Below are 21,992 nucleotides of genomic sequence, written 5' to 3'. Positions count from 1 at the left end.
TTGAGGAGGTGGGTCCGGTCACCGGTACCGACGCAGGGACCGACAACGGCCAGGCGGAGCTGCCCGAGGGCCAGGGCACGGGCGCGGAGTCGACGTCGGAGCGCACCGCGCGCTTCGAACGGGACGCGCTCGAATTCCTCGACCAGATGTACTCGGCCGCGCTGCGCATGACACGCAACCCCGCCGACGCCGAGGACCTGGTGCAGGAGACCTACGCCAAGGCGTACGCGTCCTTCCACCAGTTCCGTGAGGGCACCAACCTCAAGGCGTGGCTGTACCGCATTCTCACCAACACCTTCATCAACTCGTACCGCAAGAAGCAGCGTGAACCCCAGCGCTCGGCGGCCGAGGAGATCGAGGACTGGCAGCTCGCCCGTGCCGAGTCGCACATGTCGACGGGTCTGCGCTCCGCGGAGTCGCAGGCGCTCGACCACCTGCCCGACTCGGACGTGAAGGAAGCGCTGCAGGCGATCCCCGAGGAGTTCCGCATCGCCGTCTACCTCGCCGACGTAGAGGGCTTTGCGTACAAGGAGATCGCGGACATCATGGGGACACCCATCGGTACGGTGATGTCCCGGCTGCACCGGGGCCGCCGTCAACTGCGCGGCATGCTGGAGGACTACGCGCGTGAGCGCGGACTCGTCCCGGCGGGCGCCGGAGAGTCGAACGAAGCGAAAGGCTCGGGCTCATGAGCTGCGGAGAGCCGCACGAGACGGACTGCAGTGAGGTACTCGATCATCTCTACGAGTTCCTCGACAGTGAGATGCCTGACGTCGATCGCGTCAAGTTCAGGCAGCACTTCGACGAGTGCTCGCCCTGCCTGGAGAAGTACGGGCTGGAGCAGGCGGTGAAGAAGCTGGTCAAGCGCTGCTGCGGGCATGACGACGTGCCGACCGACCTGCGGGCCAAGGTGCTGGGGCGGCTGGACCTGATCCGTTCGGGCCAGACCGTCCCGGAGAGCGACGTGGCCACCGCGCCGGTCACCCACCAGGAAAGCTGAGCGTCCTCCTCCGCGGAGTGTGCCGCCACCGGATGCTCTACGGGTGGTCTGTCACCCGAATGTGCTAACCCTCCCGGCATAAGCCCCCGTACCCGCCGGCCCCCGCCCTAGGCTCCGAAGCCTGGACAGGCATGGTCGGGGGAGGGGCGTGATGGAGGCGGTTCCGGCACGGGCACGCGCGTACGTCGCCTGTGCCGCCCTCGGCACGGTGCTCTGTCTGCTGCCGCTGCCCGCTCTGCGTACGCCGTGGTGGGCCGTCGCCCTGCTGGCCGCGCTGTACGCGGCCTGCGAACACGTCGTACGACAGCGGCTCGGCGGCACCTTCCACCCGGTACTGCTCGCCGGTGCCTTCCTGCTGCCACCGCCGGCCGCCGCCCTCGTACCGCTGCCCGGTGCGCTGCTCTCGCCCGCCGGGCACCGTCCGCAGGCGCTGCGCCGGATCTGGCGGGCCGCCGAACTGGCGCTCGCCGTGTGGAGCGCGGGGCGGGTGCACTGGCTGCTCGGCGGCCGGGACGCGGTGGTCGGCTCCGACTTCCCGTACGCGCTGCTGCCGTGCGCGGCGGCGGTCCTGACGTTCTGCGGGGCGCTCGCGCTGCTGGACGGCGGGATCCTCGCGCTCGGCATGGGGGCACCTCCCACGCCTTTCGGGCAGTGGGGGAGGGTCCCGGCCCGCCGGGCCTGGCGCGGGCTGTTCTCCCGATCGCTGGCACCGGTCGCGGTGCACGGGCTCGCCGGACTGATGATGGCCGTGCTCTGGCGCAGCCCCTACGGCCCCGTCGCCGCGCTCCTCGTCCTGCTGCCGATGTGCGTCTCCTGGTGGGTGTTCGCCCAGTACCACCGGGAGCGGGCCGCCCACCAGGCCACCATCCGCGCGCTCGTCCAGGCCGTCGACATCAAGGACGGGTACACCCGCGGGCACAGTGAGCGAGTGGGCCAGGCCTCCGTGATGATCGCCCGTGAACTGGGCATGGACGACGAGCGGGTCGAGGTGCTCCGCTTCGCCGGGATCCTGCACGACGTCGGGAAGCTCGGCGTCCCCACGCGGCTGCTCCGCAAGGACGGTCCGCTCACACCGGAGGAACGGCGGATCATCGAACTCCACCCGGAGTACGGCCACGAGATGGTGCGCGGGATCTCCTTCCTGGGCGAGGCCCGCGCGGCGATCCTCCACCACCACGAACGCATCGACGGCACCGGCTACCCCTACGGACTCGCGGGCAGCCAGATCCCGCATTCCGCGCGGGTGGTGGCCGTGGCCGACGCGTTCGACGCGATGACCTCGACCCGCTCCTACAGCCGGGCCCGCCCGGTACCGGCGGCGGTGGCGGAGTTACGACGGTGCGCCGGCCGGCACTTCGACGCGCGGGTCGTCGACGCCCTGACCCGGGCGCTGGCCAGGGAGGGCTGGAACCCCACGGTGACCGCCGGATCCCCGCCACCGGGACCGCCCCCTTCCCCTCGGCCGGGCGGTGACCGGCACGGCGCGGGGCGGGCCGCCCCATGAGCGCCGCCGACCCGACCTCCGGACGGGAGACGGCCGTGGACCGGGTCGCCCCGTGTCCCCTGTCACGTCCTCGTCCCGCGGCCCTGCTGTGGTCGGTCCGGCCGGCCGCACTGGTCCTCGCCCTCGGCGGTGTCGCCGGCACCCTGTGGGAAGGAATCGACAACCGCGGTGCCGCCCTCGCCTTCGGCATGCTCGTCGGGGTCGGGGAGTGGGCCCGGTGGACCGGCGCCGACGTGCGGGAGGCCGCACCCCTCGGGGCGGCCGGCGGCCTCGCCTACGCGCTGCTCGGCGCCGACGACGGGATCGCCGCGCGGGACGGCGCCTTCCAGGTCGTCGCCGTCGTGAGCGCGGCCGCGCTGCTCGGCAACGTGCCCCACATCGCCCGTGGCCGGCGCACGCTCGACCACCTGGCCCGCCGTGTCCTCACCGTCGGCTTCGCCGCCGTCTGCTTCCAACCCCTCTGCGCCAGGGGCGCGTTGGAGCGCTGGGGCGGACCGGCGTACGCGCTGCTGCTGGTCGCGCTGCTGGTGCTCACCGCACTGTGCGACGCCGTGCTCGCCGCCGCCCAGGCGCACTCCCGCACCCGGTGGCCGTTCGGGCCGCTGCTGCGGGACGAACTGCGCGGGCTGCTCGGCATCGGGTCCGCCGTCTGCGCCACCGGCGCGGTGATCGCACTGGCGGTGGCCGCCGTCGGCCTGTGGGCCCTGCCCGTCTTCTGTCTGCCCCTGCTCCTCACCCAGCTGTCCCTGCGCCGGTACGCGGCCGTCCGTGCCACCTACCGGCAGACCATCGCCTCCCTCGCCCGCGCCACCGAGATAGCGGGGTACACCCCGGCCGGGCACGCCCACCGGGTCGCCACGCTCAGCCAGGCCGTCGGGCGGGACCTGGGCCTGTCCCAGGCGGAACTCACCGTGCTGGAGTACGCGGCGCTGATGCACGACATCGGCCAGCTCAGTCTCGTCGACCCGGTCCCCGCCGGTGCCACCGCCGGGCTGTCGGCGGCGGAGCAGCGCCGGATAGCCCTCCTCGGCGGAGCGGTCGTCCGGCAGACCGGGGTGGCCGCGGCCGTCGCCGTGGTCGTGGAACGGCAGGCCGACCCCTGCCGGGAGCAGCCGCTCGCCGCGCGGATCGTGCGGGCCGTCAACGCGTACGACGAGAAGTCCCGGGATTCCGGGCCCGGCGGGCAGCTGACCGCGCTGGAGGAGTTACGCCTGGCCGCTGCGGGGGACTACGCTCCCGAGGTCGTGGAGTCCCTGGCGCGCGTGCTCTCCGGAGACTGTCTGACCCTGCGCGCGGCTGGGTAACCCATGGGTAATGAGCGGCCCTCCCGTCGTACGTGGTTGGATGCGAGGGAGAGGGTGATGTCCGGGGGCACAAGCCAGCCCACTGTGCGGAACTGGAACTGGCAGGCGGGAATCGTGAGGATCTTCGGCAAGGGACGGCACCGGCCCTCCGCCTCCTGGCGGCAGGCGACCGACCGCGCGTTCACGCTGATCGGCGACGGCCGGTACGAGGACGCGGGCGAGCTGCTGACGCGCGCCGCCGACCTGGAGCCCTGGCTGTCCGAGTCCTGGTTCAACCTCGCCCTGCTGCACAAGTTCCGGCACGACTGGGAGCAGGCGCGGGCGGCCGGCCTGCGGGCGGTGGCGCTGCTGGACCGGGAGACCGGGGCGCCCGACTGGTGGAACGTGGGCATCGCGGCGACCGCGCTCCAGGACTGGCCGCTGGCCCGGCGGGCCTGGCAGGCGTACGGGCTGCGGGTGCCGGGCAGTGCCACCGCGTCCGCCGAGCCCGAAGGCATGGACCTGGGCAGTGCCGCCGTACGGCTGTCCCCGGAGGGGGAGGCCGAGGTGGTCTGGGGGCGGCGGCTCGACCCCGCCCGTATCGAGGTGCAGTCCATTCCGCTGCCCTCGTCCGGGCGGCGCTGGGGCGAGGTCGTCCTGCACGACGGGGTGCCGCACGGGGAACGGACCACGGCGACCGGCCACGCCTACCCCGTCTTCGACGAGATCGAGCTGTGGGCGCCGTCGCCGGTGCCGACGTGGGTGGTGCTGCTGGAGGCGGCGACGGAGGCCGACCGGGACGCGTTGGAGCAGTTGGCCGGGGACGCCGGGTTCGCGGCGGAGGACTGGTCCTCCTCCGTGCGGCTGCTGTGCCGGATGTGTTCCGAGTCGCGGATGCCGTCCGACGAGGGCGACGGAGTGCATCTCGATCCGCACGACCACAGTGAGCCGGGGCATCCGGGGCCGCTCGGGCACCGGACCGACGGGCAGCTGTGGGTGCCGGAGCGGGAGTGCGGGGTGGCCGCGCCGGCTGCGCTGGTGAGGGGGCTGCTGGACGGGTGGGTCGCCGACAGCCCCGATTCGAGGGACTGGCGGGATCTGGAAGAGGTCTGTTGAGGGCCGGGTTCCGGGTGCGGCCGCGTGGGGGCTTGTCGCGCAGTTCCCCGCGCCCCTGACGGGCGCGTCCACGTACCCTGTATCAGCAACATCACCTCCGTTTTACCCAGGAAGGCTTACGTCGGTCATGGCGCAGCAGGACACCGATCAGCAGCACGCGGGCGTGCTCCCCGTGGATGACGACGGGTTCGTCGTCGACACCGAGGGGACCGAGGAGCGCGAGAACGCCTGGCGTGCGCGGGGGACCTCGCGGCCCATCACCGTCGTCGGGAACCCGGTGCTGCACAAGGAGTGCAAGGACGTCACCGAGTTCGGGGACGAGCTGGACCAGCTGGTCGCCGACATGTTCGCGAGCCAGCGGACCGCCGAGGGCGTGGGTCTCGCCGCCAACCAGATCGGCGTCGACCTGAAGGTCTTCGTGTACGACTGCCAGGACGACGAGGGCGCCCGGCACGTCGGCGTGGTGTGCAACCCGAAGCTCGTGGACCTGCCCGCGGACAAGCGGCGGCTGGACGACAGCAACGAGGGGTGCCTGTCGGTGCCCACCGCGTACGCGCCGCTCGCGCGCCCCGACTACGCCGAGGTCACCGGGCAGGACGAGAAGGGCAACCCGATCAAGGTGCGCGGCACCGGCTACTTCGCACGGTGTTTGCAGCACGAGACCGACCACCTGTACGGCTACCTCTACATCGACCGGCTCTCCAAGCGCGAGCGCAAGGACGCGCTGCGGCAGATGGCCGAGAACGAGCCACGCTATCCCGTGGTCGCCAACGACTGAGACCGCTAGGGCAGTTGTGACGCCTGGTCGAGAACCTCTCGACCAGGCGTTCGTCATGTCCGGTCGGAGTCGCTCGCCCGTCCGTCGCACATTCGATCCTTTGTGCGCCCCTAGCGATCCTTAATCAGTCACACAAGGGGAGATTCGCGGCATCGTGGGGTAGTGAGTGAAGCAAATCCGTTCCCAGACCGGTCAGTTGTGGTGCTGAATGGGAAGTGCGGGGATACGCAACGGCGCACGCCTGGCACAGCGGGAGGGGCGTGCGCTCCTGGCGCGGCTGAGAGGGGTTTGTTCGTGCATGCTTTCTCACACAGCACCACATCGACGCCGACGGCGGTAGCGGTTCCACCACAACTCGCCCTCCCGGTGATCGAGGCCGAGTTTCCCCGGCGACTGCACCCGTATTGGCCACGGCTCCAGGAGAACACCCGCCTCTGGCTGCTGGAAAAACGGCTGATGCCCGCGGACAAGGTGCATGAATATGCCGATGGACTTTGCTACACCGACCTCATGGCGGGGTACTACCTCGGCGCGTCCGAGGAGGTCATCCAGGCGATATGCGACTACAGCGCCTGGTTCTTCGTCTGGGACGACCGGCACGACCGGGACGTGGTGCACGGCCGGTCGGCCGACTGGCGGCGGCTGAGGTTCCGGCTGCACGCGGCCCTCGACGCCCCACTGCACCATCTGCACCACCCGGACACCCTGGTCGCGGGCTTCGCGGACAGCGTCGCCCGGCTGTACACGTTCCTGCCGCGGACCTGGAACGAGCGGTTCGCCCGGCACTTCCACGAGGTGGTCGAGGCCTACGACCGCGAGTACCGCAACCGCACCACGGGACACGTTCCCCGGGTCGAGGAATACCTCGCGCTGCGGCGCCTCACCTTCGCCCACTGGATATGGACGGACCTGCTGGAGCCGAGCGCGGGAACCGAACTGCCGGACGCCGTGCGCAAGCACCCGGCATATCGCCGCCCGGCACTGCTCAGTCAGGAATTCGCCGCCTGGTACAACGACCTCTGCTCGCTTCCGAAGGAGATAGCGGGCGACGAGGTGCACAATCTCGGAATCAGTCTCGTCACCCATGAGGGAATGAATCTGGAGCAGGCGATCGAAGAAGTCAGGCGACGCGTCGAGGAATGCATTCGCGAATTCCTGGTCGCCGAGCGTGCCGCACTTCGTTTCGCCGAACAGCTCGACGACGGCACCGTCCACGGAAAGGAACTCGGTGCCGCGGTCCTGGCCTGTGTCGCCAACATGCGCAACTGGTTCAGTTCCGTCTACTGGTTCCACCACGAATCCGGCCGCTACATGGTCGACAGCTGGGACGACCGGTCCACGCCCCCGTACGTCAACAACGAAACGGCAGGTGAGAAATGACCGTCGAGTCCGTGAAACCCGCGACCACCGGGGCTTCCGAAACGAGCGAACTGCGTGAACCGCCCCTGGCGGGCGGCGGGGTGCCGCTGCTCGGGCACGGCTGGAAGCTGGTCCGCGACCCGCTGGCCTTCATGTCCCGGCTGCGCGAGCACGGCGACATGGTGCGCCTGCGGCTGGGCCCCAAGGAGGTGTACGCCGTGACCACCCCGGAGCTCACCGGCGCCCTCGCCCTCAGCCCCGACTTCGTCATCGCCGGCCCGCTGTGGGAGTCCCTGGAGGGACTGCTCGGCAAGGAGGGGGTGGCCACCGCCAACGGGCCCCGCCACCGGCGCCAGCGCCGCACCGTCCAGCCCGCGTTCAACCTCTCCGCGATCCCGCAGTACGGGCCGGTCATGCAGGAGGAGGCGCATGCCCTGACCGAGCGCTGGCAGCCCGGCGACACCGTCGACTGCACCTCGGAGTCGTTCCGGGTCGCCGTCCGGATCGCCGCCCGCTGCCTGCTGCGCGGCGAGTACATGGACGAGCGCGCCGAGCGGCTCAGCACCGATCTCGCGAGCGTCTTCCGCGGTATGTACCGGCGGATGGTGATCCCGCTCGGCCCGCTGTACCGACTGCCGTTGCCGGCCAACCGCGAATTCAACCGGGCCCTGGCCGATTTACATCTGCTGGTCGACGAGATCGTCACCGAGCGCCGGGCATCTGGTCAAAAGCCGGACGATTTGCTGACGGCATTGCTCGAAGCGAAGGACGAGAATGGCGAGCCCATCGGGGAACAGGAGATCCACGACCAGGTCGTCGCGATACTCACCCCCGGAAGCGAAACAGTCGCCTCCACGATCATGTGGCTGCTCCAGGTGCTCGCCGAACACCCGGAACACGCGGCGAAGGTACGGACCGAGGTCGAATCCGTGACGGGTGGTCAACCGGTCGGTTTTGAGCACGTTCGGCGGCTCACCCACACCAACAATGTCATCGTCGAGGCCATGCGTTTGCGGCCCGCCGTATGGATATTGACGCGGCGCGCCAAAGCCGACACCGAGCTCGGTGGCTATCGCATTCCGGCCGGGGCCGACATCGTCTACAGCCCCTACGCCGTCCAGCGCGACCCGCACTCGTACCCGGCGCATCTGGACTTCGACCCGGACCGCTGGCTGCCGGAGCGGGCCAAGGAGGTGCCGAAGTACGCCATGAGCCCCTTCAGCGTCGGCAACCGCAAGTGCCCGAGCGACCACTTTTCCATGACCCAACTGAGCCTGATCACGGCTGCGTTGTGCGCCAGGTACCGCTTCGAGCAGGTTCCCGGATCGGACGACGCCACCCGGGTGGGCATCACCCTGCGCCCCCAGCGTCTGCTGCTCACACCGGTGCCCTGGTGACCTGCCGGCCTTCCCGGCCGGCCCCTGATACCGGCGCGCGCTCGGACGGCCCGTGAGGCCGCCGGACGCGCGCCGGCAGGCGTTCTCCGGCGAACGCCGGTATCAGCCGCCGGTCTCAGCCGCCGGTCTCAGCCGCCGGTCTCGGATGCCGGTCTCAGGCGGCGGCCTCCGGGCCGCGGAACGCGCGCCGGTAGGCGTTCGGGGTGGTGCCCAGCGACTTCACGAACTGGTACCGCAGCGCGGCGGCCGTGCCGAAACCGGTCCGGCCCGCGATGGCGTCCATCGTCTCGTCCGTCCCCTCCAGCAACTCCTGCGCCAGCAGCACCCGTTGCCGCAGGATCCAGCGGTACGGCGTGGTGCCGGTCTCCTGCTGGAAGCGGCGGGCGAAGGTGCGCGGGGCCATCAGGGCGCGGGCGGCCAGCTGCTCGACGGTGACCTCCTCGTCCAGGTGCTCCGTCATCCAGGCCAGCACCTCGCCCACCGTGTCGCAGGGCCCCTCCGGCAGCGGACGTTCGATGTACTGGGCCTGGCCGCCGTCCCGGTGCGGGGGGACCACCATCCGCCGGGCGATCTTCGTGGCGACCTCGGGGCCCTGCTCCTTGCGCACGATGTGCAGACAGGCGTCGATCCCGGCGGAGGTGCCCGCGGAAGTGATCACCGGGTCCTCGTCGACGTACAGCACGTCAGGCTCGACCCGGGTGCGCGGGTAGCGGCGGGCCAGCAGCTCGGCGTGGCGCCAGTGCACGGCGCAGCGGCGCCCGTCCAGCAGCCCGGCGGCGCCGAGCACGAAGACGCCGGAACACACGCTGAGCACCCGGGCGCCCCGGTCCACCGCCCGGCGCAGCGCGTCGAGCAGCTCGGGCGGGTAGTCCCGGGCGACATTGGAGTCGGAGGCCGGGACCGCGATCAGGTCGGCCTCCTCCAGCCGGTCCAGGCCGTACGGCGTGGTGACGGTGAGGCCCGGGACATGGGTGCCGAGCGCCGGCCCCTCCGCCGAGACCACCGCGAAGTCGTACACCGGCAGCCCCTCGTCGGAGCGGTCGAGGCCGAAGACCTCGCAGACCACGCCGAGCTCGAAGGGGTGCACGCCGTCCAGGAGCACCGCCACCACGTTCTTCAGCATGCTGCCAGTGTGCCTCGCCGCTGGCAGTAATTCGAGGGTGCATGGCAGCACTGCCACTCACGGTAAGGAGTCTCAGGCGCGACAGTGGTGTCCATGAACGGAAACCAGATCGAAGGTCTCGTCGGAATGGTCCTGGTCCTCGGCATCCTGGTCCTCATGGCCCTCCCGTCCGTGCTCGGCGTCCTGCGCGACAGGCGCATCGACCGGCAGATCAGGGAGGCCCACGAGGACCGGGAGGCCCGTGAGCGGCAGGCTCAGAAGTCCTCGTCCAGGTCGACGGTGCCCTCCACCGCCACCTGGTACGCGGACGGACGGCGCTCGAAGAAGTTCGTCAGCTCCTGAACACCCTGGAGCTCCATGAAGGAGAACGGGTTCTCCGAGCCGTACACGGGGGCGAAGCCGAGGCGGCCGAGCCGCTGGTCGGCGACGCACTCCAGGTACTGCCGCATCGAGTCGGTGTTCATGCCCGGCAGGCCGTCACCGCACAGGTCACGGGCGAACTGCAGCTCCGCCTCGACGGCCTCCCGCAGCATGTCGGTGACCTGCTGCCGGAGTTCGTCGTCGAAGAGCTCCGGCTCCTCCTTGCGGACCGTGTCGACCACGTCGAAGGCGAAGCTCATGTGCATCGTCTCGTCACGGAACACCCAGTTGGTGCCCGTGGCGAGACCGTGCAGCAGGCCACGGCTGCGGAACCAGTAGACGTACGCGAAGGCGCCGTAGAAGAACAGGCCCTCGATGCACGCGGCGAAGCAGATCAGGTTGAGCAGGAAGCGCCGGCGGTCGGCCTTGGACTCCAGCCGGTCCAGGTTCTCCACCGAGTCCATCCACCGGAAGCAGAACTCCGCCTTCTCCCGGATGGAGGGGATGTTCTCGACGGCCGCGAAGGCCGCGGCACGGTCCTCCGGGTCGGGCAGATAGGTGTCCAGCAGGGTCAGGTAGAACTGGACGTGCACCGCCTCCTCGAACAGCTGCCGGCTCAGGTAGAGCCGCGCCTCGGGGGAGTTGATGTGCTTGTACAGCGTGAGCACCAGGTTGTTCGCCACGATCGAGTCGCCGGTCGCGAAGAAGGCGACCAGCCGGCCGATGAGGTGCTGCTCGGACGGGCTGAGCTTCGCGAGGTCGGCGACGTCGGAGTGGAGGTCGACCTCCTCCACGGTCCAGGTGTTCTTGATGGCGTCCCGGTAGCGCTCGTAGAAGTCCGGGTAGCGCATCGGACGGAGCGTGAGCTCGAAGCCGGGGTCGAGAAGGTTCTTGCTGGACATCACTGGCAGGCCTCGCAGGACTCGGGGTTCTCAAGGGAGCAGGCGACGGCGTCGGGATCGGCCGTCTGCTGCACGGGGATGGTGGCTTGGGCCTGCGCGGCGCGGGCGATACGGGTCGCCGGGCGCGAGCGCAGGTAGTACGTCGTCTTCAGCCCGGACTTCCAGGCGTACGCGTACATCGAGGAGAGCTTGCCGATGGTCGGCGTCTCCAGGAACAGGTTCAGGGACTGGGCCTGGTCCAGGTAGGGGGTGCGGGCCGCGGCCATGTCGATCAGTCCGCGCTGCGGGATCTCCCACGCCGTGCGGTAGAGCCGCCGTACGTCCTCCGGGATCCAGACGAAGTCCTGCACGGAGCCGTTCGCCTCGCGCAGCGCCTCCCGGGTCCGGGCGTCCCAGACGCCGAGCTCCTTGAGCTCCCGCACCAGGTACGAGTTGACCTGGAGGAACTCACCGGACAGCGTCTCCCGCTTGAAGAGGTTCGAGACCTGCGGCTCGATGCACTCGTAGACGCCGGCGATGGACGCGATGGTGGCGGTGGGCGCGATGGCGAGGAGCAGGCTGTTGCGCAGCCCGGAGGTGGCGATCCGTGCGCGCAGCGCCGCCCAGCGCTCCGGCCAGGTGAACTCGACGCCGTAGTGGTCGGGGTGCAGCACACCCCGTGCGGTACGGGTCTTCTCCCAGGCCGGCACGGGGCCGTTGCGCTCGGCGAGGCCGGCGGAGGCCTCGTACGCGGCGAGCATGATCCGCTCGGCGATCCGGGTGGAGAGGGCCTTGGCCTCGGGGGAGTCGAAGGGCAGCCGCAGCTTGAAGAAGACGTCCTGGAGGCCCATCGCGCCCAGGCCCACCGGCCGCCACCTGGCGTTGGAGCGGCCCGCCTGCTCGGTCGGGTAGAAGTTGATGTCGACGACCCGGTCCAGGAAGGTGACCGCGGTGCGGACGGTCTCGTCCAGCCGCTCCCAGTCGATGTCACCGGCCGTCGTGTCGACGAAGGCGCCGAGGTTCACCGAGCCGAGGTTGCAGACCGCCGTCTCACCGTCGTCCGTGACCTCCAGGATCTCCGTGCAGAGGTTGGAGGAGTGGACGACGTGACCGGGCGTGGCCGTCTGGTTGGCGGTGCGGTTGGCCGCGTCCTTGAAGGTCATCCAGCCGTTGCCGGTCTGTGCGAGGGTGCGCATCATCCGGCCGTACAGGTCACGGGCCGGGATGGTCCTGCGCGCGAGCCCGTCGGCCTCGGCCTTGCGGTAGGCGGCGTCGAACTCCGCGCCCCACAGGTCCACCAGCTCCGGCACGTCGGCGGGGGAGAACAGGGACCACGGCTCGTCGGCGTTCACCCGGCGCATGAACTCGTCCGGGATCCAGTGCGCGAGGTTGAGGTTGTGCGTACGGCGGGCGTCCTCGCCGGTGTTGTCGCGCAGCTCCAGGAACTCCTCGATGTCGGAGTGCCAGGTCTCCAGGTAGACCGCGGCCGCGCCCTTGCGCCGGCCGCCCTGGTTCACGGCGGCGACCGAGGCGTCCAGGGTCTTCAGGAACGGCACGATGCCGTTGGAGTGCCCGTTGGTGCCGCGGATCAGCGAACCGCGGCCGCGGATCCGGGAGTACGAGAGACCGATGCCGCCGGCGTGCTTCGAGAGCCGGGCGACCTGGTGGTAGCGGTCGTAGAGGGAGTCCAGCTCGTCCTTCGGGGAGTCGAGGAGGTAGCAGGACGACATCTGGGGGTGCCGGGTACCGGAGTTGAACAGGGTGGGGGAGGACGGGAGGTAGTCGAGGCGGCTCATCAGGCCGTAGAGCGCGGCGACCTCGTCCACCGCGCGGGCGGTGTCGTCCTCGGCGAGACCTGCGGCGACCCGGAGCATGAAGTGCTGGGGGGTCTCGACGACCTTGCGGGTGATCGGGTGCCGGAGCAGGTAGCGGCTGTGCAGGGTGCGCAGGCCGAAGTAGCCGAAGCGGTCGTCGGCGGCCGGGTCGACGAGCGCGTCCAGGCGCGCCGCGTGCAGCCGCGCGAACTCGGCGGTGCGGTCGGCGATGAGGCCCTCCCGGTGGCCCACGGCGACCGACTCGGTGAAGGACGTGACGCCCTGCGAGGCGGCCTCGGCGCGGATGGTGAGGGTGAGCAGGCGGGCAGCCAGCCGGGAGTAGGCGGGGTCCTCCGAGATCAGACCGGCGGCGGCCTCGGTGGCCAGCTCGCGCAACTCCGACTCGTCGGCCCGCGCGGACCGGCCGCGCAGCGCGGCGGCGGCGACCCGGCCGGGGTCGGCGTCGGGGAGGTCTCCGGTCAGCTCGGTCAGGATCCGCAGCAGGGCCGTTCCTGGACCGTCGGTCTCCGCGGCGGTCGTGGTCGCTGAAGCCGGATCGGCTGGCGCGATGGTCACGTGGGGCTCTCCCTCGCTCGGCACGGGGCCTGGCGGAGGGCAGCGGGCAGCGCGAGCGCGCGGGGGCGCGCGTCGAGACCCTGGCCCACTCCACGAGGCCCGGACGTCAGACGCCCTGACCGGGTGGCCGGGCGTGCTGTCGGCAGGTCCTCGGACTGACTCTCGTGCGCGGATGCGCACAAGTACACCGTTGCGGGACAGTTCCGGATTCGCACCGGATTCCCCTGCGGCGACAGCGAGCATGAGCATACATCTAGTGCCGGGCTGTCGTGTCACCCCCAGATGTTGTGTCGTGGAGGTGTCGGAGCGTCAGATTGTTCGTACGGTGAGATACGAAGAGCGGGCCGCCGAGGAGGGTACTCTCGGCGGCCCGCTGCGGGTCGTACGGGGTTGCTCGCGCAGTTCCCCGCGCCCCTAAAGGGGCGCTACGGCCGGGGGCAGTTCCACTTCGACGCCGGGGTCGCCCGCGTCGGCCGTGTAGTCCGCCGGGGTGGTCTCGTCGATGCCCTCGGGGGCCTTGAGGGCCTTGAGGGCGAAGGTCAGGACCACCGTCACCACCACGTTCAGCACGAACGCCGTGAGGCCGATGTAGCCGATCTCGCCGATGCCCGGGATCTCCTTGGCCGAGCCGCCGAAGTGCTTCTGGGTGGGCGAGGCCACCCCGTACGCCGCGGCCGTGCCGTAGACCATGCCGACCGCCCAGCCCGCGAGCAGCGCCCAGCGGTGGAACCAGCGGGTGAACAGGCCGCCCACCAGCGCCGGGAAGGTCTGAAGGATCCAGATGCCGCCCAGCAGCTGGAAGTTGATGGCGACCGTCTTGTCCATGGTGAGGACGAAGACCAGCGCGCCCACCTTCACCAGCAGGGACACCAGCTTGGAGACCTGGGCCTCCTGCTTCGGCGTGGCGTCCGGCTTGATGAAGTCCCGGTAGATGTTGCGGGTGAAGAGGTTCGCGGCCGCGATGGACATGATGGCCGCGGGGACCAGCGCGCCGATGCCGATCGCCGCGAAGGCGACGCCGGCGAACCAGTCCGGGAACATGTTCTCGAACAGCTGCGGGATCGCCAGCTGGCCGTTGGTGACCTTGACGCCGGCCGCGATCGCCATGAAGCCGAGCAGGGCCAGCAGACCGAGCATCAGCGAGTACAGCGGCAGGATCGTGGTGTTCCGGCGGATCACGTCACGGCTCCTGGAGGAGAGCGTCGCGGTGATCGAGTGCGGGTACATGAACAGCGCGAGCGCGGAGCCCAGCGCCAGCGTGGCGTACGTCCACTGGCCCGCCTCCGGGGGTGCCAGCGCGCCGCGCGGTTTGCCGGTCGCCGGGTTGGTCTGGGCGAACGCGTGGCCCGCCTTGGCGAAGACGTCGTCGAAGCCGCCCAGCTTGATCGGGATGTAGATGATCGCCACCGCGATGACGAGGTAGATCAGCCCGTCCTTCACGAACGCGATCAGAGCGGGCGCGCGCAGGCCCGAGGAGTAGGTGTAGGCCGCCAGCACGCCGAAGGCGATGAGCAACGGCAGGTCCTTCACGAACCAGTTGGTGCCGTCGCCGCCGCCGACGCCCATCACGTCGAGGACCGCCTGGATGCCGACGAGCTGGAGCGCGATGTAGGGCATCGTCGCCAGGATGCCGGTCAGCGCGACCGCGAGGGAGAGGCCCTTGGAGCCGAACCGGCCGCGTACGAAGTCCGAGGTCGTCACGTAGCCGTGCTTGTGGGAGACCGACCACAGGCGGGGCAGGAACGTGAAGATCAGCGGGTAGACCAGGATCGTGTACGGCACGGCGAAGAAACCGGCCGCGCCCGCCGCGTAGATCGCCGCGGGTACGGCGACGAACGTGTACGCCGTGTAGAGGTCGCCGCCGAGCAGGAACCAGGTCACCCAGGTCCCGAACGACCGGCCGCCCAGGCCCCATTCGTCGAGGCTGTGCTCGTTCTCGGCCTTGCGCCAGCGCGCGGCCAGGAATCCCATGACCGTGACGGCCAGGAAGAAGAAGATGAAGACGCCGAGCGCGACGCCGTTCACGCCGTCCTTCACCGCTGCGCACCCCCGCTCGTGTGGTCGGCCTTGCGGGCGCGCTGGTCACGCTGCCACAGCTGGTACGCGGTCATGGTGAGCGCGGTGGAGATCAGCACCCACAGCATCTGGTACCAGTAGAAGAACGGGATCCCGATGAACGTCGGGTCCGTCCTGGCGTAGGAGCCCACCCACAGCATCGCCACGAAGGGCGCGACGAGGCAGACGGCGATGACGACGCGTATGGGCGTCACCACCGACTGCCTCACTTCAGGTACATCCGACATACCGCGGCTCCGTCCCCTCACCGATCGCCTGTGTAATGCGCAGGCAATCTAGGTCACGGCGTCACCGCAGCGGAAGTGGCAGTCGGGCTCTCGGTATGTCGATTCCGTGAAGGACGGTCCGCGTCAGTCCTGCGGGCGCTTGAGGCGGGCGACGAACTTGTAGCGGTCGCCGCGGTAGACGGAGCGCACCCACTCCACCGGCTGGCCGTCGCGGTCCAGGGAGTGGCGGGAGAGCATCAGCATCGGCAGGCCCACGTCGGTGCCGAGCAGGCCGGCCTCGCGGGGGGTCGCCAGCGAGGTCTCGATGGTCTCCTCGGCCTCCGCGAGATGGACGTCGTACACCTCCGCGAGGGCGGTGTACAGGGACGTGTACTTGACGAGGGAGCGGCGCAGCGCCGGGAAGCGCTTGGCACTCAGGTGGGTGGTCTCTATGGCCATGGGCTCGCCGTTGGCCATGCGCAGCCGCTCGATGCGCAGCACCCGGCCGCCTGCGCTTATGTCGAGCAGGCCGGCCAGCCGGTCGTCGGCGGTGATGTAACCGATGTCCAGCAGCTGGGACGTCGGTTCCAGGCCCTGGGCGCGCATGTCCTCGGTGTACGAGGTGAGCTGGAGCGCCTGGGACACCTTCGGCTTGGCGACGAAGGTGCCCTTGCCCTGGATGCGTTCCAGGCGGCCCTCGACGACCAGTTCCTGGAGGGCCTGGCGGACGGTGGTGCGGGAGGTGTCGAACTCCGCGGCCAGGGTGCGCTCGGGCGGGACCGGGGTGCCGGGGGCCTGGGTCTCGGTGATCTCGAGGAGGTGCTTCTTCAGGCGGTAGTACTTGGGCACGCGCGCGGTACGGACGGCTGTCCCGCTCTCGTTCTCCGCACTGCTGACGTCGGTGCTCATGCTCCGCCTTCCCGGCTCCTGATGCGGCTCGCCTCGTGGCACGGCAGCGTACCGGGATTCGCCCTGCACGCTGCGTGATCCCCTCTGTATACCGTCGCGGGCCCTTCTGGTCTAGTCCACCACGTTAGTGGTCTACCGGAATTGTCGCGTCCGGGCGCCGGGTTTTCGAGGGCTTCTTACTTAAAGGTTCTTGCATATGTAGGTCGCATAACGGCTGGTCGGAGCCTATTCGACCACCCTTGACAGGCCTGGTGGTCTGGGCCAAGCTTCCCGCACTGGTCTACACCATTGGTCCAGGTCCCGGCCCAACGCTCGTGCGGGGAGGCAGGGGGGTTTGTGGCATCCCTGAGGAGGGTGGCGTGAAGCGCAAGCTGATAGCCGCGATTGGTATCGCGGGCATGGTCTTCTCCGTCGCGGCGTGTGGCAGTGACAACAAGGACGACAACAAGTCCCAGGGCTCGGACGCCAAGGAGCTGACCGTCTGGCTCACGGTGGACGCGCAGAACAACTGGCCCGACCTGGTGAAGGCCGCCGACGCCGCCGTGCAGAAGAAGCACCCCGGCATCAAGATCAAGCACGAGTACTACGGCTGGCCGGACAAGAACACCAAGCTGGACGCCGTCCTCGCCACGGACAAGGCCCCCGACGTGGTCGAGATGGGCAACACCGAGATGCTCGGCTACATGGTGAAGGGTGCCTTCGCCCCCGTCGACGCCACCCAGTTCACGAGCTCCGACCAGTGGCTCGACGGCCTCAAGGCCTCGGTCACCTACGACGGCAAGACCTACGGCGTGCCCTACTACGCCGGTGGCCGCGTCGCCAACTGGCGCAAGGACATCGCCGCCTCGGCCGGCATCAAGACCACCCCGAAGACCTACACCGAGCTGACCGCCGACCTGGACAAGATCCAGAAGAAGGAAGGCGACAAGTTCAGCGCCTGGTACCAGCCGACCCGCGACTGGTACGCGGCCATGTCCTTCGTCTACGACGCCGGCGGCTCCATCGCCGCGGAGTCCGGCGGCCAGTGGAAGGGCAACCTCTCCTCGCCGGAGTCCATCAAGGGCCTCACCGAGTTCAAGAACGTCATCGACAAGTACATGCACGGTGACAAGACCAAGGACGAGTCCGACCGGTACATCGTCTACGGCCAGGGCAAGTCGGCGATGATCTTCGGTGCCGCCTGGGAGGGCGCGACGGCGGCCGACCCGAAGAACGACAAGACCGGCGGCAAGCTGAAGGACAACCTCGTCAACTTCGTGATGCCCGGCCCGTCCGGCAAGAACATGCCGGTCTTCCTGGGCGGCTCCGACCTCGCCATCCCGGTGAAGTCCAAGGCGCAGGCCGTCGCCGCCGAGTGGATCAACGCGTTCACCGGTCCCTCCGGCCAGAAGGGCCTGATGGCCAAGGGCAACCTGCCCAACAACAAGACCGACCTCGCGACGCTGAAGAACGACCCGGCGACCGCGGTGCCGGCCACCGCGGCCGAGTCCAACTGGTTCGTGCCGATGGCGCCGGGCTGGGGCCAGGTCGAGAAGGCCCAGGTGCTGCAGACCATGCTGCAGAACATCGGCACCGGCAAGCAGACGGTGGAGGCGGCCGCCAAGACCGCGGACGCCGCGATCGACAAGGTCATCAACACCAAGTAGGTGACCGCGGCCGGGCCTGGGGCACGGGGGGCAGGTCCGGCCGGTGGGTGATCTCAGGAAGTGCCACGACGGATCGGTGGGTTGGTGCCGGTTCGTCGTGGCTGGTCGCGCAGTTCCCCGCGCCCCTGAAGGGGCGCTTACTGCCGCCTTTCTTTGAACTGCTTAGGAGCGCGATGAGTGCCGTAGACACGACCACACCCGCCAAGGTGCCGGCACCCCCACCGGAGTCCCCGAAGAGACCGGGAGCGAACCGGCGTTCCGGCGGGCCCGCCGTCCCCTGGCTGCTGCTCGCGCCCTGCCTGGCGATCCTCGCGCTCGTCCTCGGCTACCCCTTCTACCGGCTGGTCACCCTCTCCTTCCAGGAGTTCGGGCAGTCCCAGCTGTGGGGGTTCAAGCCCGCCGAGTGGGTCGGGTTCGGGAACTTCTCCCACGTCCTGGGTGACACCGAGTTCTGGCAGGTGGTGCTGCGCACGATCGTCTTCGCGGTCGGCTCGGTGGTCTTCACCATGGTCGTCGGCATGCTCATCGCCCTGCTGCTGCAGAAGGTCTCCGGCTGGGTGAAGACCCTCGTCAACATCGTGCTGGTGGCCAGCTGGGGCATGCCGGTCATCGTCGCCACCACGCTCTTCAAGTGGCTCTTCGACTCCGACTACGGCATCTTCAACGCCTTGCTTAGCAAGCTCCCCGGGGTCGACATGATCGGCCACAACTGGTTCGCCAGCGGACCGGAGGGCCTTGCGGTGATCATGCTCCTGGTGGTCTGGGGTGCCGTGCCCTTCGTGGTCATCACGCTCAGCGCCGGTCTGACCCAGGTCCCCAAGGAGCTGGAGGAGGCCGCCCGCCTCGACGGCGCCGGCGCCTGGGGCGTGTTCCGCTACGTCACCCTCCCCATCCTCAAGCCGATCATCGTGATGCTCACGACGCTCTCGGTGATCTGGGACATGGGTGTCTTCCCGCAGGTCTTCGTGATGCGCGGCGGCCACCCCGAACCCGAGTTCCAGCTGCTGACCACCTACTCCTACGACCGCGCCTTCGTGGTCAACGACTACGGACAGGGCTCCGCGATCGCCCTGCTCACCGTGCTCCTCCTGCTCGGTGTCGTCGCCGTGTACATGCGCCAGATGCTGAAGATCGGAGAGGTCGAATGAGCACCGTCGCCACCGCCCGCAAGGGCTCACGCTGGGGCTGGAACCTGCTCGGCCTCCTGGTCTTCGTCATCGCCGGCTTCCCCGTCTACTGGATGCTCAACACGGCGTTCAAGCCGGCCAAGGACGCCATCGACCCGGACCCGAGCCTGCTGCCCACGGGCATCACCCTGGCCAACTTCCGCCGCGCCCTGGACATCGCCGACTTCTGGGGCCCGGTGGGCCGCAGCCTGATCGTCTCGCTGTCCGTCGTCGCGATCGGCATGGCCATCGGCCTGCTCGCCGCCCTCGCCATCTCCCGGTTCGCCTTCCGCGGCCGCAAGATCGTGATCGTCGGCATCCTCGCGGTCCAGATGGTCCCGCTGGTCGCCATGATCATCCCGGTCTTCCTGCTCCTCAACGACCTGGACCAGTACGACAAGCTCAGCGGCCTGATCATCACCTACCTGACCTTCATCCTGCCGTTCACGGTGTGGACCCTGCGCGGCTTCATCGTCAACATCCCGAAGGAGCTGGAGGAGGCCGCCATGGTCGACGGCTGCTCCCGCACCGGCGCCTTCATCCGCGTGGTGTTCCCGCTCCTCGCGCCCGGCATGGTCGCCACCTCGGTCTACGCCTTCATCCAGGCCTGGAACGAGTACCTGTACGCCCTGATGCTGCTCAGCCAGGAGCACCAGACCGCGACCGTCTGGCTCGCCAACTTCACCACCAAGCACGGCACCGAATACGCCCCGATGATGGCCGGCTCCACCATGATGGCCGTGCCGATCGTCGTCCTGTTCCTCCTCGTCCAGCGCAAGATGGCCGCGGGCCTCACCGCGGGCGCCGTGAAGGGATAACCCCATCCGATGACGACACTCGCCAGCGGTACGGACACAATCACGCGCGACGCGCTGACCGTCCTCCAGCCCGGCTTCACCGGCACCACCGCACCCGACTGGCTGCTCCGCCGGCTCGGCGAAGGCCTCGCCTCCGTCGGCCTGTTCGGCCGCAACATCGTGTCGGCCGAGCAACTCGCGGCACTCACCGCCCAGTTGCGAGCCGAACGGGACGACGTCCTGGTGGCGATCGACGAGGAGGCCGGTGACGTCACCCGCCTGGAGGTGCACACCGGTTCCTCCTTCCCCGGCAACCACGCCCTCGGCGCCGTCGACGACCCCGAGCTGACCCGCCAGGTCGCCCTCGAACTGGGCCGGCGGCTGGCCGCCTGCGGGGTGAACTTCGACTGGGCCCCGTCCGCCGACGTCAACTCCGACCCGGCCAACCCGGTCATCGGCGTCCGCTCCTTCGGCGCCGACCAGGACCTGGTCGCCCGCCACACGGCCGCCTACGTCACCGGCCTCCAGGCGGCCGGGGTGGCGGCCTGCACCAAGCACTTCCCGGGCCACGGCGACACCGCCGTCGACTCCCACCACGCCATGCCCCGCATCGACGTGACCGCCGACGTCCTGCACACCCGCGAGCTGGTCCCGTTCCGCGCGGCCATCGCCGCCGGCACCCGCGCTGTGATGAGCGCCCACATCCTGGTCCCCGCGCTGGACCCGGCCCGCCCGGCGACGCTGTCCCGCACGATCCTCACCGATCTGCTGCGCGGCGAACTCGGCTACGACGGCCTGATCGTCACCGACGGCATGGAGATGCAGGCCATCTCCGCGACCTACGGCATCGAACACGGCAGCGTCCTGGCCATCACCGCCGGGGCCGACGCGATCTGCGTGGGCGGCGGCCTGTCGGACGAGGGGACGGTACGCCGGCTGTGCGACGCCCTGGTCACCGCGGTCCGCGCCGGGGAACTGCCGGAGGAGCGCCTGGCCGAGGCGGCTCAGCGGGTACGGTCACTGGCCCGCTGGACCGCGACGACGCGACCGGCGCCGGCGGACCCCGCGCTCACGGAGATCGGCCTGGTCGCGGCCCGCCGCGCGCTTCATGTGACGCGCGTCGACTCCGCCGCCCCGCTGACCGTGCCCCCCTTCGTCGCCTCCCTCGCCCCGGTGGCCAACATCGCGGTGGGCACGGAGACCCCCTGGGGAGTGGCGGCGGAACTGACCCGCCTGCTGCCCGGGACCGAGACCGGCACCTTCGCGGGCGAGGACGCGGGCCACGCGGCGCTCGTGGCGGCGGGCGACCGCCGTATCGTCGCGGTGGTACGCGACGAACACCGCCACCCGTGGATGAGCGGGGCCCTGGACGTCCTGCTCAAGGCCCGCCCGGACACGATCGTGGTGGAGATGGGCGTCCCCCAGGCCCCACCGAGGGGCGCCCTCCACATAGCCACCCACGGAGCGGCAAGAGTCTGCGGCCAGGCGGCGGCGGAAGCGTTGGCGGGCTTTTAGGGGCGCGAGGCCGTTGAAGATATGCGGCTCCGCCGCGTGGGCGCGACGAGCCCTCACCGGCCCGCACCGGCGCTAGATCCCCTGCCACTCCGGCTTGTTGGCGAAGGTGTACCGGAAGTAGTCCGCGTGCTTGAGCTTGGATGCGGCGGCCTCGTCGACGACGACCGTGGCGTGCCGGTGGAGCTGGAGTGCCGAGGCGGGGCACACCGCGGCGACCGGTCCTTCCACGGTCGCGGCGACCGCGTCGGCCTTGCCCTCACCGGTCGCGAGGAGGACGAGGTGCCGGGCTTCCAGGATGGTCCCGATGCCCTGGGTGATGACGTGGTGGGGGACCTGTTCGACGTCTCCGTCGAAGAAGCGGGCGTTGTCGACGCGGGTCTGTTCGGTGAGGGTCTTGATGCGGGTGCGGGAGGCGAGTGAGGAGCAGGGTTCGTTGAAGCCGATGTGGCCGTCGGTGCCGATCCCGAGGAGCTGGAGGTCGACGCC

20 protein-coding genes and 1 riboswitch are annotated in these 21,992 nt (G+C 69.9%); of the genes, 13 read left to right on the top strand and 7 right to left on the bottom strand.

All coding sequences use genetic code 11. From position 1 onward, the window contains the following. Nucleotides 1–8: 8 nt before the first annotated feature. The 8 genes from sigR to MB828_RS12000 all read left to right on the top strand — a co-directional run bounded on the left by sigR (nucleotide 9) and on the right by MB828_RS12000 (nucleotide 8,437). The gene (sigR, locus tag MB828_RS12035) at nucleotides 9–692 is read left to right on the top strand and encodes an RNA polymerase sigma factor SigR (protein ID WP_046731146.1); all 684 of its coding nucleotides are present in this window, start codon (nucleotides 9–11) and stop codon (nucleotides 690–692) included. Then, a complete protein-coding gene (rsrA, locus tag MB828_RS12030; protein WP_133025374.1) occupies nucleotides 689–1,000 on the top strand; it encodes a mycothiol system anti-sigma-R factor in 312 nt (103 codons plus the stop codon). The genes sigR and rsrA overlap by 4 nt, the downstream gene beginning before the upstream one ends. Before the next feature lie 151 nt (nucleotides 1,001–1,151). Further along, a complete protein-coding gene (locus tag MB828_RS12025; RefSeq protein WP_301648145.1) occupies nucleotides 1,152–2,504 on the top strand; it encodes an HD-GYP domain-containing protein in 1,353 nt (450 codons plus the stop codon). Further along, nucleotides 2,501–3,808 (top strand): HD-GYP domain-containing protein, encoded by a 1,308-nt coding sequence (locus tag MB828_RS12020; RefSeq protein WP_430381365.1) that lies wholly within the window; start codon nucleotides 2,501–2,503, stop codon nucleotides 3,806–3,808. The genes MB828_RS12025 and MB828_RS12020 overlap by 4 nt, the downstream gene beginning before the upstream one ends. Nucleotides 3,809–3,922: 114 nt before the next feature. After that, nucleotides 3,923–4,903, top strand: a complete 981-nt coding sequence (locus MB828_RS12015) for a hypothetical protein (RefSeq protein ID WP_301648221.1) — start codon at nucleotides 3,923–3,925, stop codon at nucleotides 4,901–4,903. A gap of 127 nt (nucleotides 4,904–5,030) precedes the next feature. Next, nucleotides 5,031–5,681 (top strand): peptide deformylase, encoded by a 651-nt coding sequence (gene def / locus MB828_RS12010; protein ID WP_046731149.1) that lies wholly within the window; start codon nucleotides 5,031–5,033, stop codon nucleotides 5,679–5,681. A 294-nt stretch (nucleotides 5,682–5,975) separates the two neighbouring features. Continuing rightward, nucleotides 5,976–7,061: an epi-isozizaene synthase gene (gene cyc1 / locus MB828_RS12005; protein ID WP_301648144.1), complete on the top strand. Its 1,086-nt coding sequence runs from the start codon at nucleotides 5,976–5,978 to the stop codon at nucleotides 7,059–7,061. Then, nucleotides 7,058–8,437 (top strand): cytochrome P450, encoded by a 1,380-nt coding sequence (locus MB828_RS12000; RefSeq protein ID WP_301648143.1) that lies wholly within the window; start codon nucleotides 7,058–7,060, stop codon nucleotides 8,435–8,437. Before cyc1 ends, MB828_RS12000 begins: the two co-directional genes overlap by 4 nt. 154 nt (nucleotides 8,438–8,591) lie before the next feature. On the opposite strand, the gene MB828_RS11995 is transcribed toward MB828_RS12000, so the two are convergent. Beyond that, a complete protein-coding gene (locus tag MB828_RS11995) occupies nucleotides 8,592–9,560 on the bottom strand; it encodes a helix-turn-helix domain-containing protein (RefSeq protein ID WP_301648142.1) in 969 nt (322 codons plus the stop codon). A gap of 93 nt (nucleotides 9,561–9,653) precedes the next feature. Between MB828_RS11995 and MB828_RS11990 the strand changes: the two genes are divergently transcribed. Beyond that, nucleotides 9,654–9,902 carry a hypothetical protein gene (locus MB828_RS11990; protein ID WP_301648141.1) on the top strand — a complete coding sequence of 83 codons (249 nt, stop codon included), beginning with the start codon at nucleotides 9,654–9,656 and terminating at the stop codon, nucleotides 9,900–9,902. Here MB828_RS11990 and MB828_RS11985 read toward each other — a convergent pair. The 5 genes from MB828_RS11985 to MB828_RS11965 all read right to left on the bottom strand — a co-directional run bounded on the left by MB828_RS11985 (nucleotide 9,815) and on the right by MB828_RS11965 (nucleotide 16,382). Continuing rightward, entirely contained in the window at nucleotides 9,815–10,822 is a 1,008-nt protein-coding gene (locus MB828_RS11985; RefSeq protein WP_301648140.1) for a ribonucleotide-diphosphate reductase subunit beta, read from the bottom strand. The two genes, MB828_RS11990 and MB828_RS11985, sit on opposite strands and share 88 nt — an antisense overlap. Next, nucleotides 10,822–13,191: a ribonucleoside-diphosphate reductase subunit alpha gene (locus tag MB828_RS11980; protein WP_301648139.1), complete on the bottom strand. Its 2,370-nt coding sequence runs from the start codon at nucleotides 13,189–13,191 to the stop codon at nucleotides 10,822–10,824. The genes MB828_RS11985 and MB828_RS11980 overlap by 1 nt, the downstream gene beginning before the upstream one ends. 124 nt (nucleotides 13,192–13,315) lie before the next feature. Then, nucleotides 13,316–13,440, bottom strand: a riboswitch (cobalamin riboswitch). Nucleotides 13,441–13,605: 165 nt separating this feature from the next. Then, a complete protein-coding gene (gene mctP, locus MB828_RS11975) occupies nucleotides 13,606–15,228 on the bottom strand; it encodes a monocarboxylate uptake permease MctP (protein ID WP_133025366.1) in 1,623 nt (540 codons plus the stop codon). Continuing rightward, a complete protein-coding gene (locus MB828_RS11970; RefSeq protein WP_206306242.1) occupies nucleotides 15,225–15,494 on the bottom strand; it encodes a DUF3311 domain-containing protein in 270 nt (89 codons plus the stop codon). Before MB828_RS11970 ends, mctP begins: the two co-directional genes overlap by 4 nt. Before the next feature lie 123 nt (nucleotides 15,495–15,617). Next, the gene (locus MB828_RS11965; RefSeq protein WP_046731157.1) at nucleotides 15,618–16,382 is read right to left on the bottom strand and encodes a GntR family transcriptional regulator; all 765 of its coding nucleotides are present in this window, start codon (nucleotides 16,380–16,382) and stop codon (nucleotides 15,618–15,620) included. A 359-nt stretch (nucleotides 16,383–16,741) separates the two neighbouring features. Between MB828_RS11965 and MB828_RS11960 the strand changes: the two genes are divergently transcribed. The 4 genes from MB828_RS11960 to MB828_RS11945 all read left to right on the top strand — a co-directional run bounded on the left by MB828_RS11960 (nucleotide 16,742) and on the right by MB828_RS11945 (nucleotide 21,506). Then, nucleotides 16,742–18,028, top strand: a complete 1,287-nt coding sequence (locus tag MB828_RS11960; RefSeq protein ID WP_301648138.1) for an extracellular solute-binding protein — start codon at nucleotides 16,742–16,744, stop codon at nucleotides 18,026–18,028. A 173-nt stretch (nucleotides 18,029–18,201) separates the two neighbouring features. Continuing rightward, a complete protein-coding gene (locus MB828_RS11955; RefSeq protein WP_301648137.1) occupies nucleotides 18,202–19,176 on the top strand; it encodes a carbohydrate ABC transporter permease in 975 nt (324 codons plus the stop codon). Next, a complete protein-coding gene (locus tag MB828_RS11950; RefSeq protein WP_301648136.1) occupies nucleotides 19,173–20,012 on the top strand; it encodes a carbohydrate ABC transporter permease in 840 nt (279 codons plus the stop codon). Before MB828_RS11955 ends, MB828_RS11950 begins: the two co-directional genes overlap by 4 nt. A gap of 9 nt (nucleotides 20,013–20,021) precedes the next feature. Further along, complete coding sequence (locus tag MB828_RS11945) at nucleotides 20,022–21,506, top strand: glycoside hydrolase family 3 protein (RefSeq protein WP_301648135.1); 1,485 nt, start codon at nucleotides 20,022–20,024, stop codon at nucleotides 21,504–21,506. Nucleotides 21,507–21,578: 72 nt separating this feature from the next. Here the strand turns inward: MB828_RS11945 and MB828_RS11940 are convergent. Next, nucleotides 21,579–21,992 (bottom strand): 6-phosphogluconolactonase (locus MB828_RS11940; protein WP_301648134.1); only part of this gene is annotated, 414 nt, incomplete at its 5' end.

Source organism: Streptomyces arenae, from assembly GCF_022343545.1.
Taxonomy (GTDB): domain Bacteria; phylum Actinomycetota; class Actinomycetes; order Streptomycetales; family Streptomycetaceae; genus Streptomyces; species Streptomyces humi.
Note: the sequence above shows the minus strand (reverse complement) of the source record. Positions and strands in the feature narration are given on the sequence as shown.

Excerpts from the sequence above, each read along its gene's own strand:
- MB828_RS12025 (WP_301648145.1), top strand. The coding sequence starts at position 1,152 with ATGGAGGCGGTTCCGGCACGGGCACGCGCGTACGTCGCCTGTGCCGCC.
- MB828_RS12000 (WP_301648143.1), top strand. The coding sequence starts at position 7,058 with ATGACCGTCGAGTCCGTGAAACCCGCGACCACCGGGGCTTCCGAAACG.
- def (WP_046731149.1), top strand. The coding sequence starts at position 5,031 with ATGGCGCAGCAGGACACCGATCAGCAGCACGCGGGCGTGCTCCCCGTG.
- MB828_RS11995 (WP_301648142.1), bottom strand. The coding sequence starts at position 9,560 with ATGCTGAAGAACGTGGTGGCGGTGCTCCTGGACGGCGTGCACCCCTTC.
- MB828_RS11955 (WP_301648137.1), top strand. The coding sequence starts at position 18,202 with ATGAGTGCCGTAGACACGACCACACCCGCCAAGGTGCCGGCACCCCCA.
- MB828_RS11985 (WP_301648140.1), bottom strand. The coding sequence starts at position 10,822 with ATGTCCAGCAAGAACCTTCTCGACCCCGGCTTCGAGCTCACGCTCCGT.
- MB828_RS12020 (WP_430381365.1), top strand. The coding sequence starts at position 2,501 with ATGAGCGCCGCCGACCCGACCTCCGGACGGGAGACGGCCGTGGACCGG.
- MB828_RS11970 (WP_206306242.1), bottom strand. The coding sequence starts at position 15,494 with ATGTCGGATGTACCTGAAGTGAGGCAGTCGGTGGTGACGCCCATACGC.
- MB828_RS11945 (WP_301648135.1), top strand. The coding sequence starts at position 20,022 with ATGACGACACTCGCCAGCGGTACGGACACAATCACGCGCGACGCGCTG.
- MB828_RS11990 (WP_301648141.1), top strand. The coding sequence starts at position 9,654 with ATGAACGGAAACCAGATCGAAGGTCTCGTCGGAATGGTCCTGGTCCTC.
- MB828_RS11950 (WP_301648136.1), top strand. The coding sequence starts at position 19,173 with ATGAGCACCGTCGCCACCGCCCGCAAGGGCTCACGCTGGGGCTGGAAC.
- MB828_RS11965 (WP_046731157.1), bottom strand. The coding sequence starts at position 16,382 with ATGAGCACCGACGTCAGCAGTGCGGAGAACGAGAGCGGGACAGCCGTC.
- rsrA (WP_133025374.1), top strand. The coding sequence starts at position 689 with ATGAGCTGCGGAGAGCCGCACGAGACGGACTGCAGTGAGGTACTCGAT.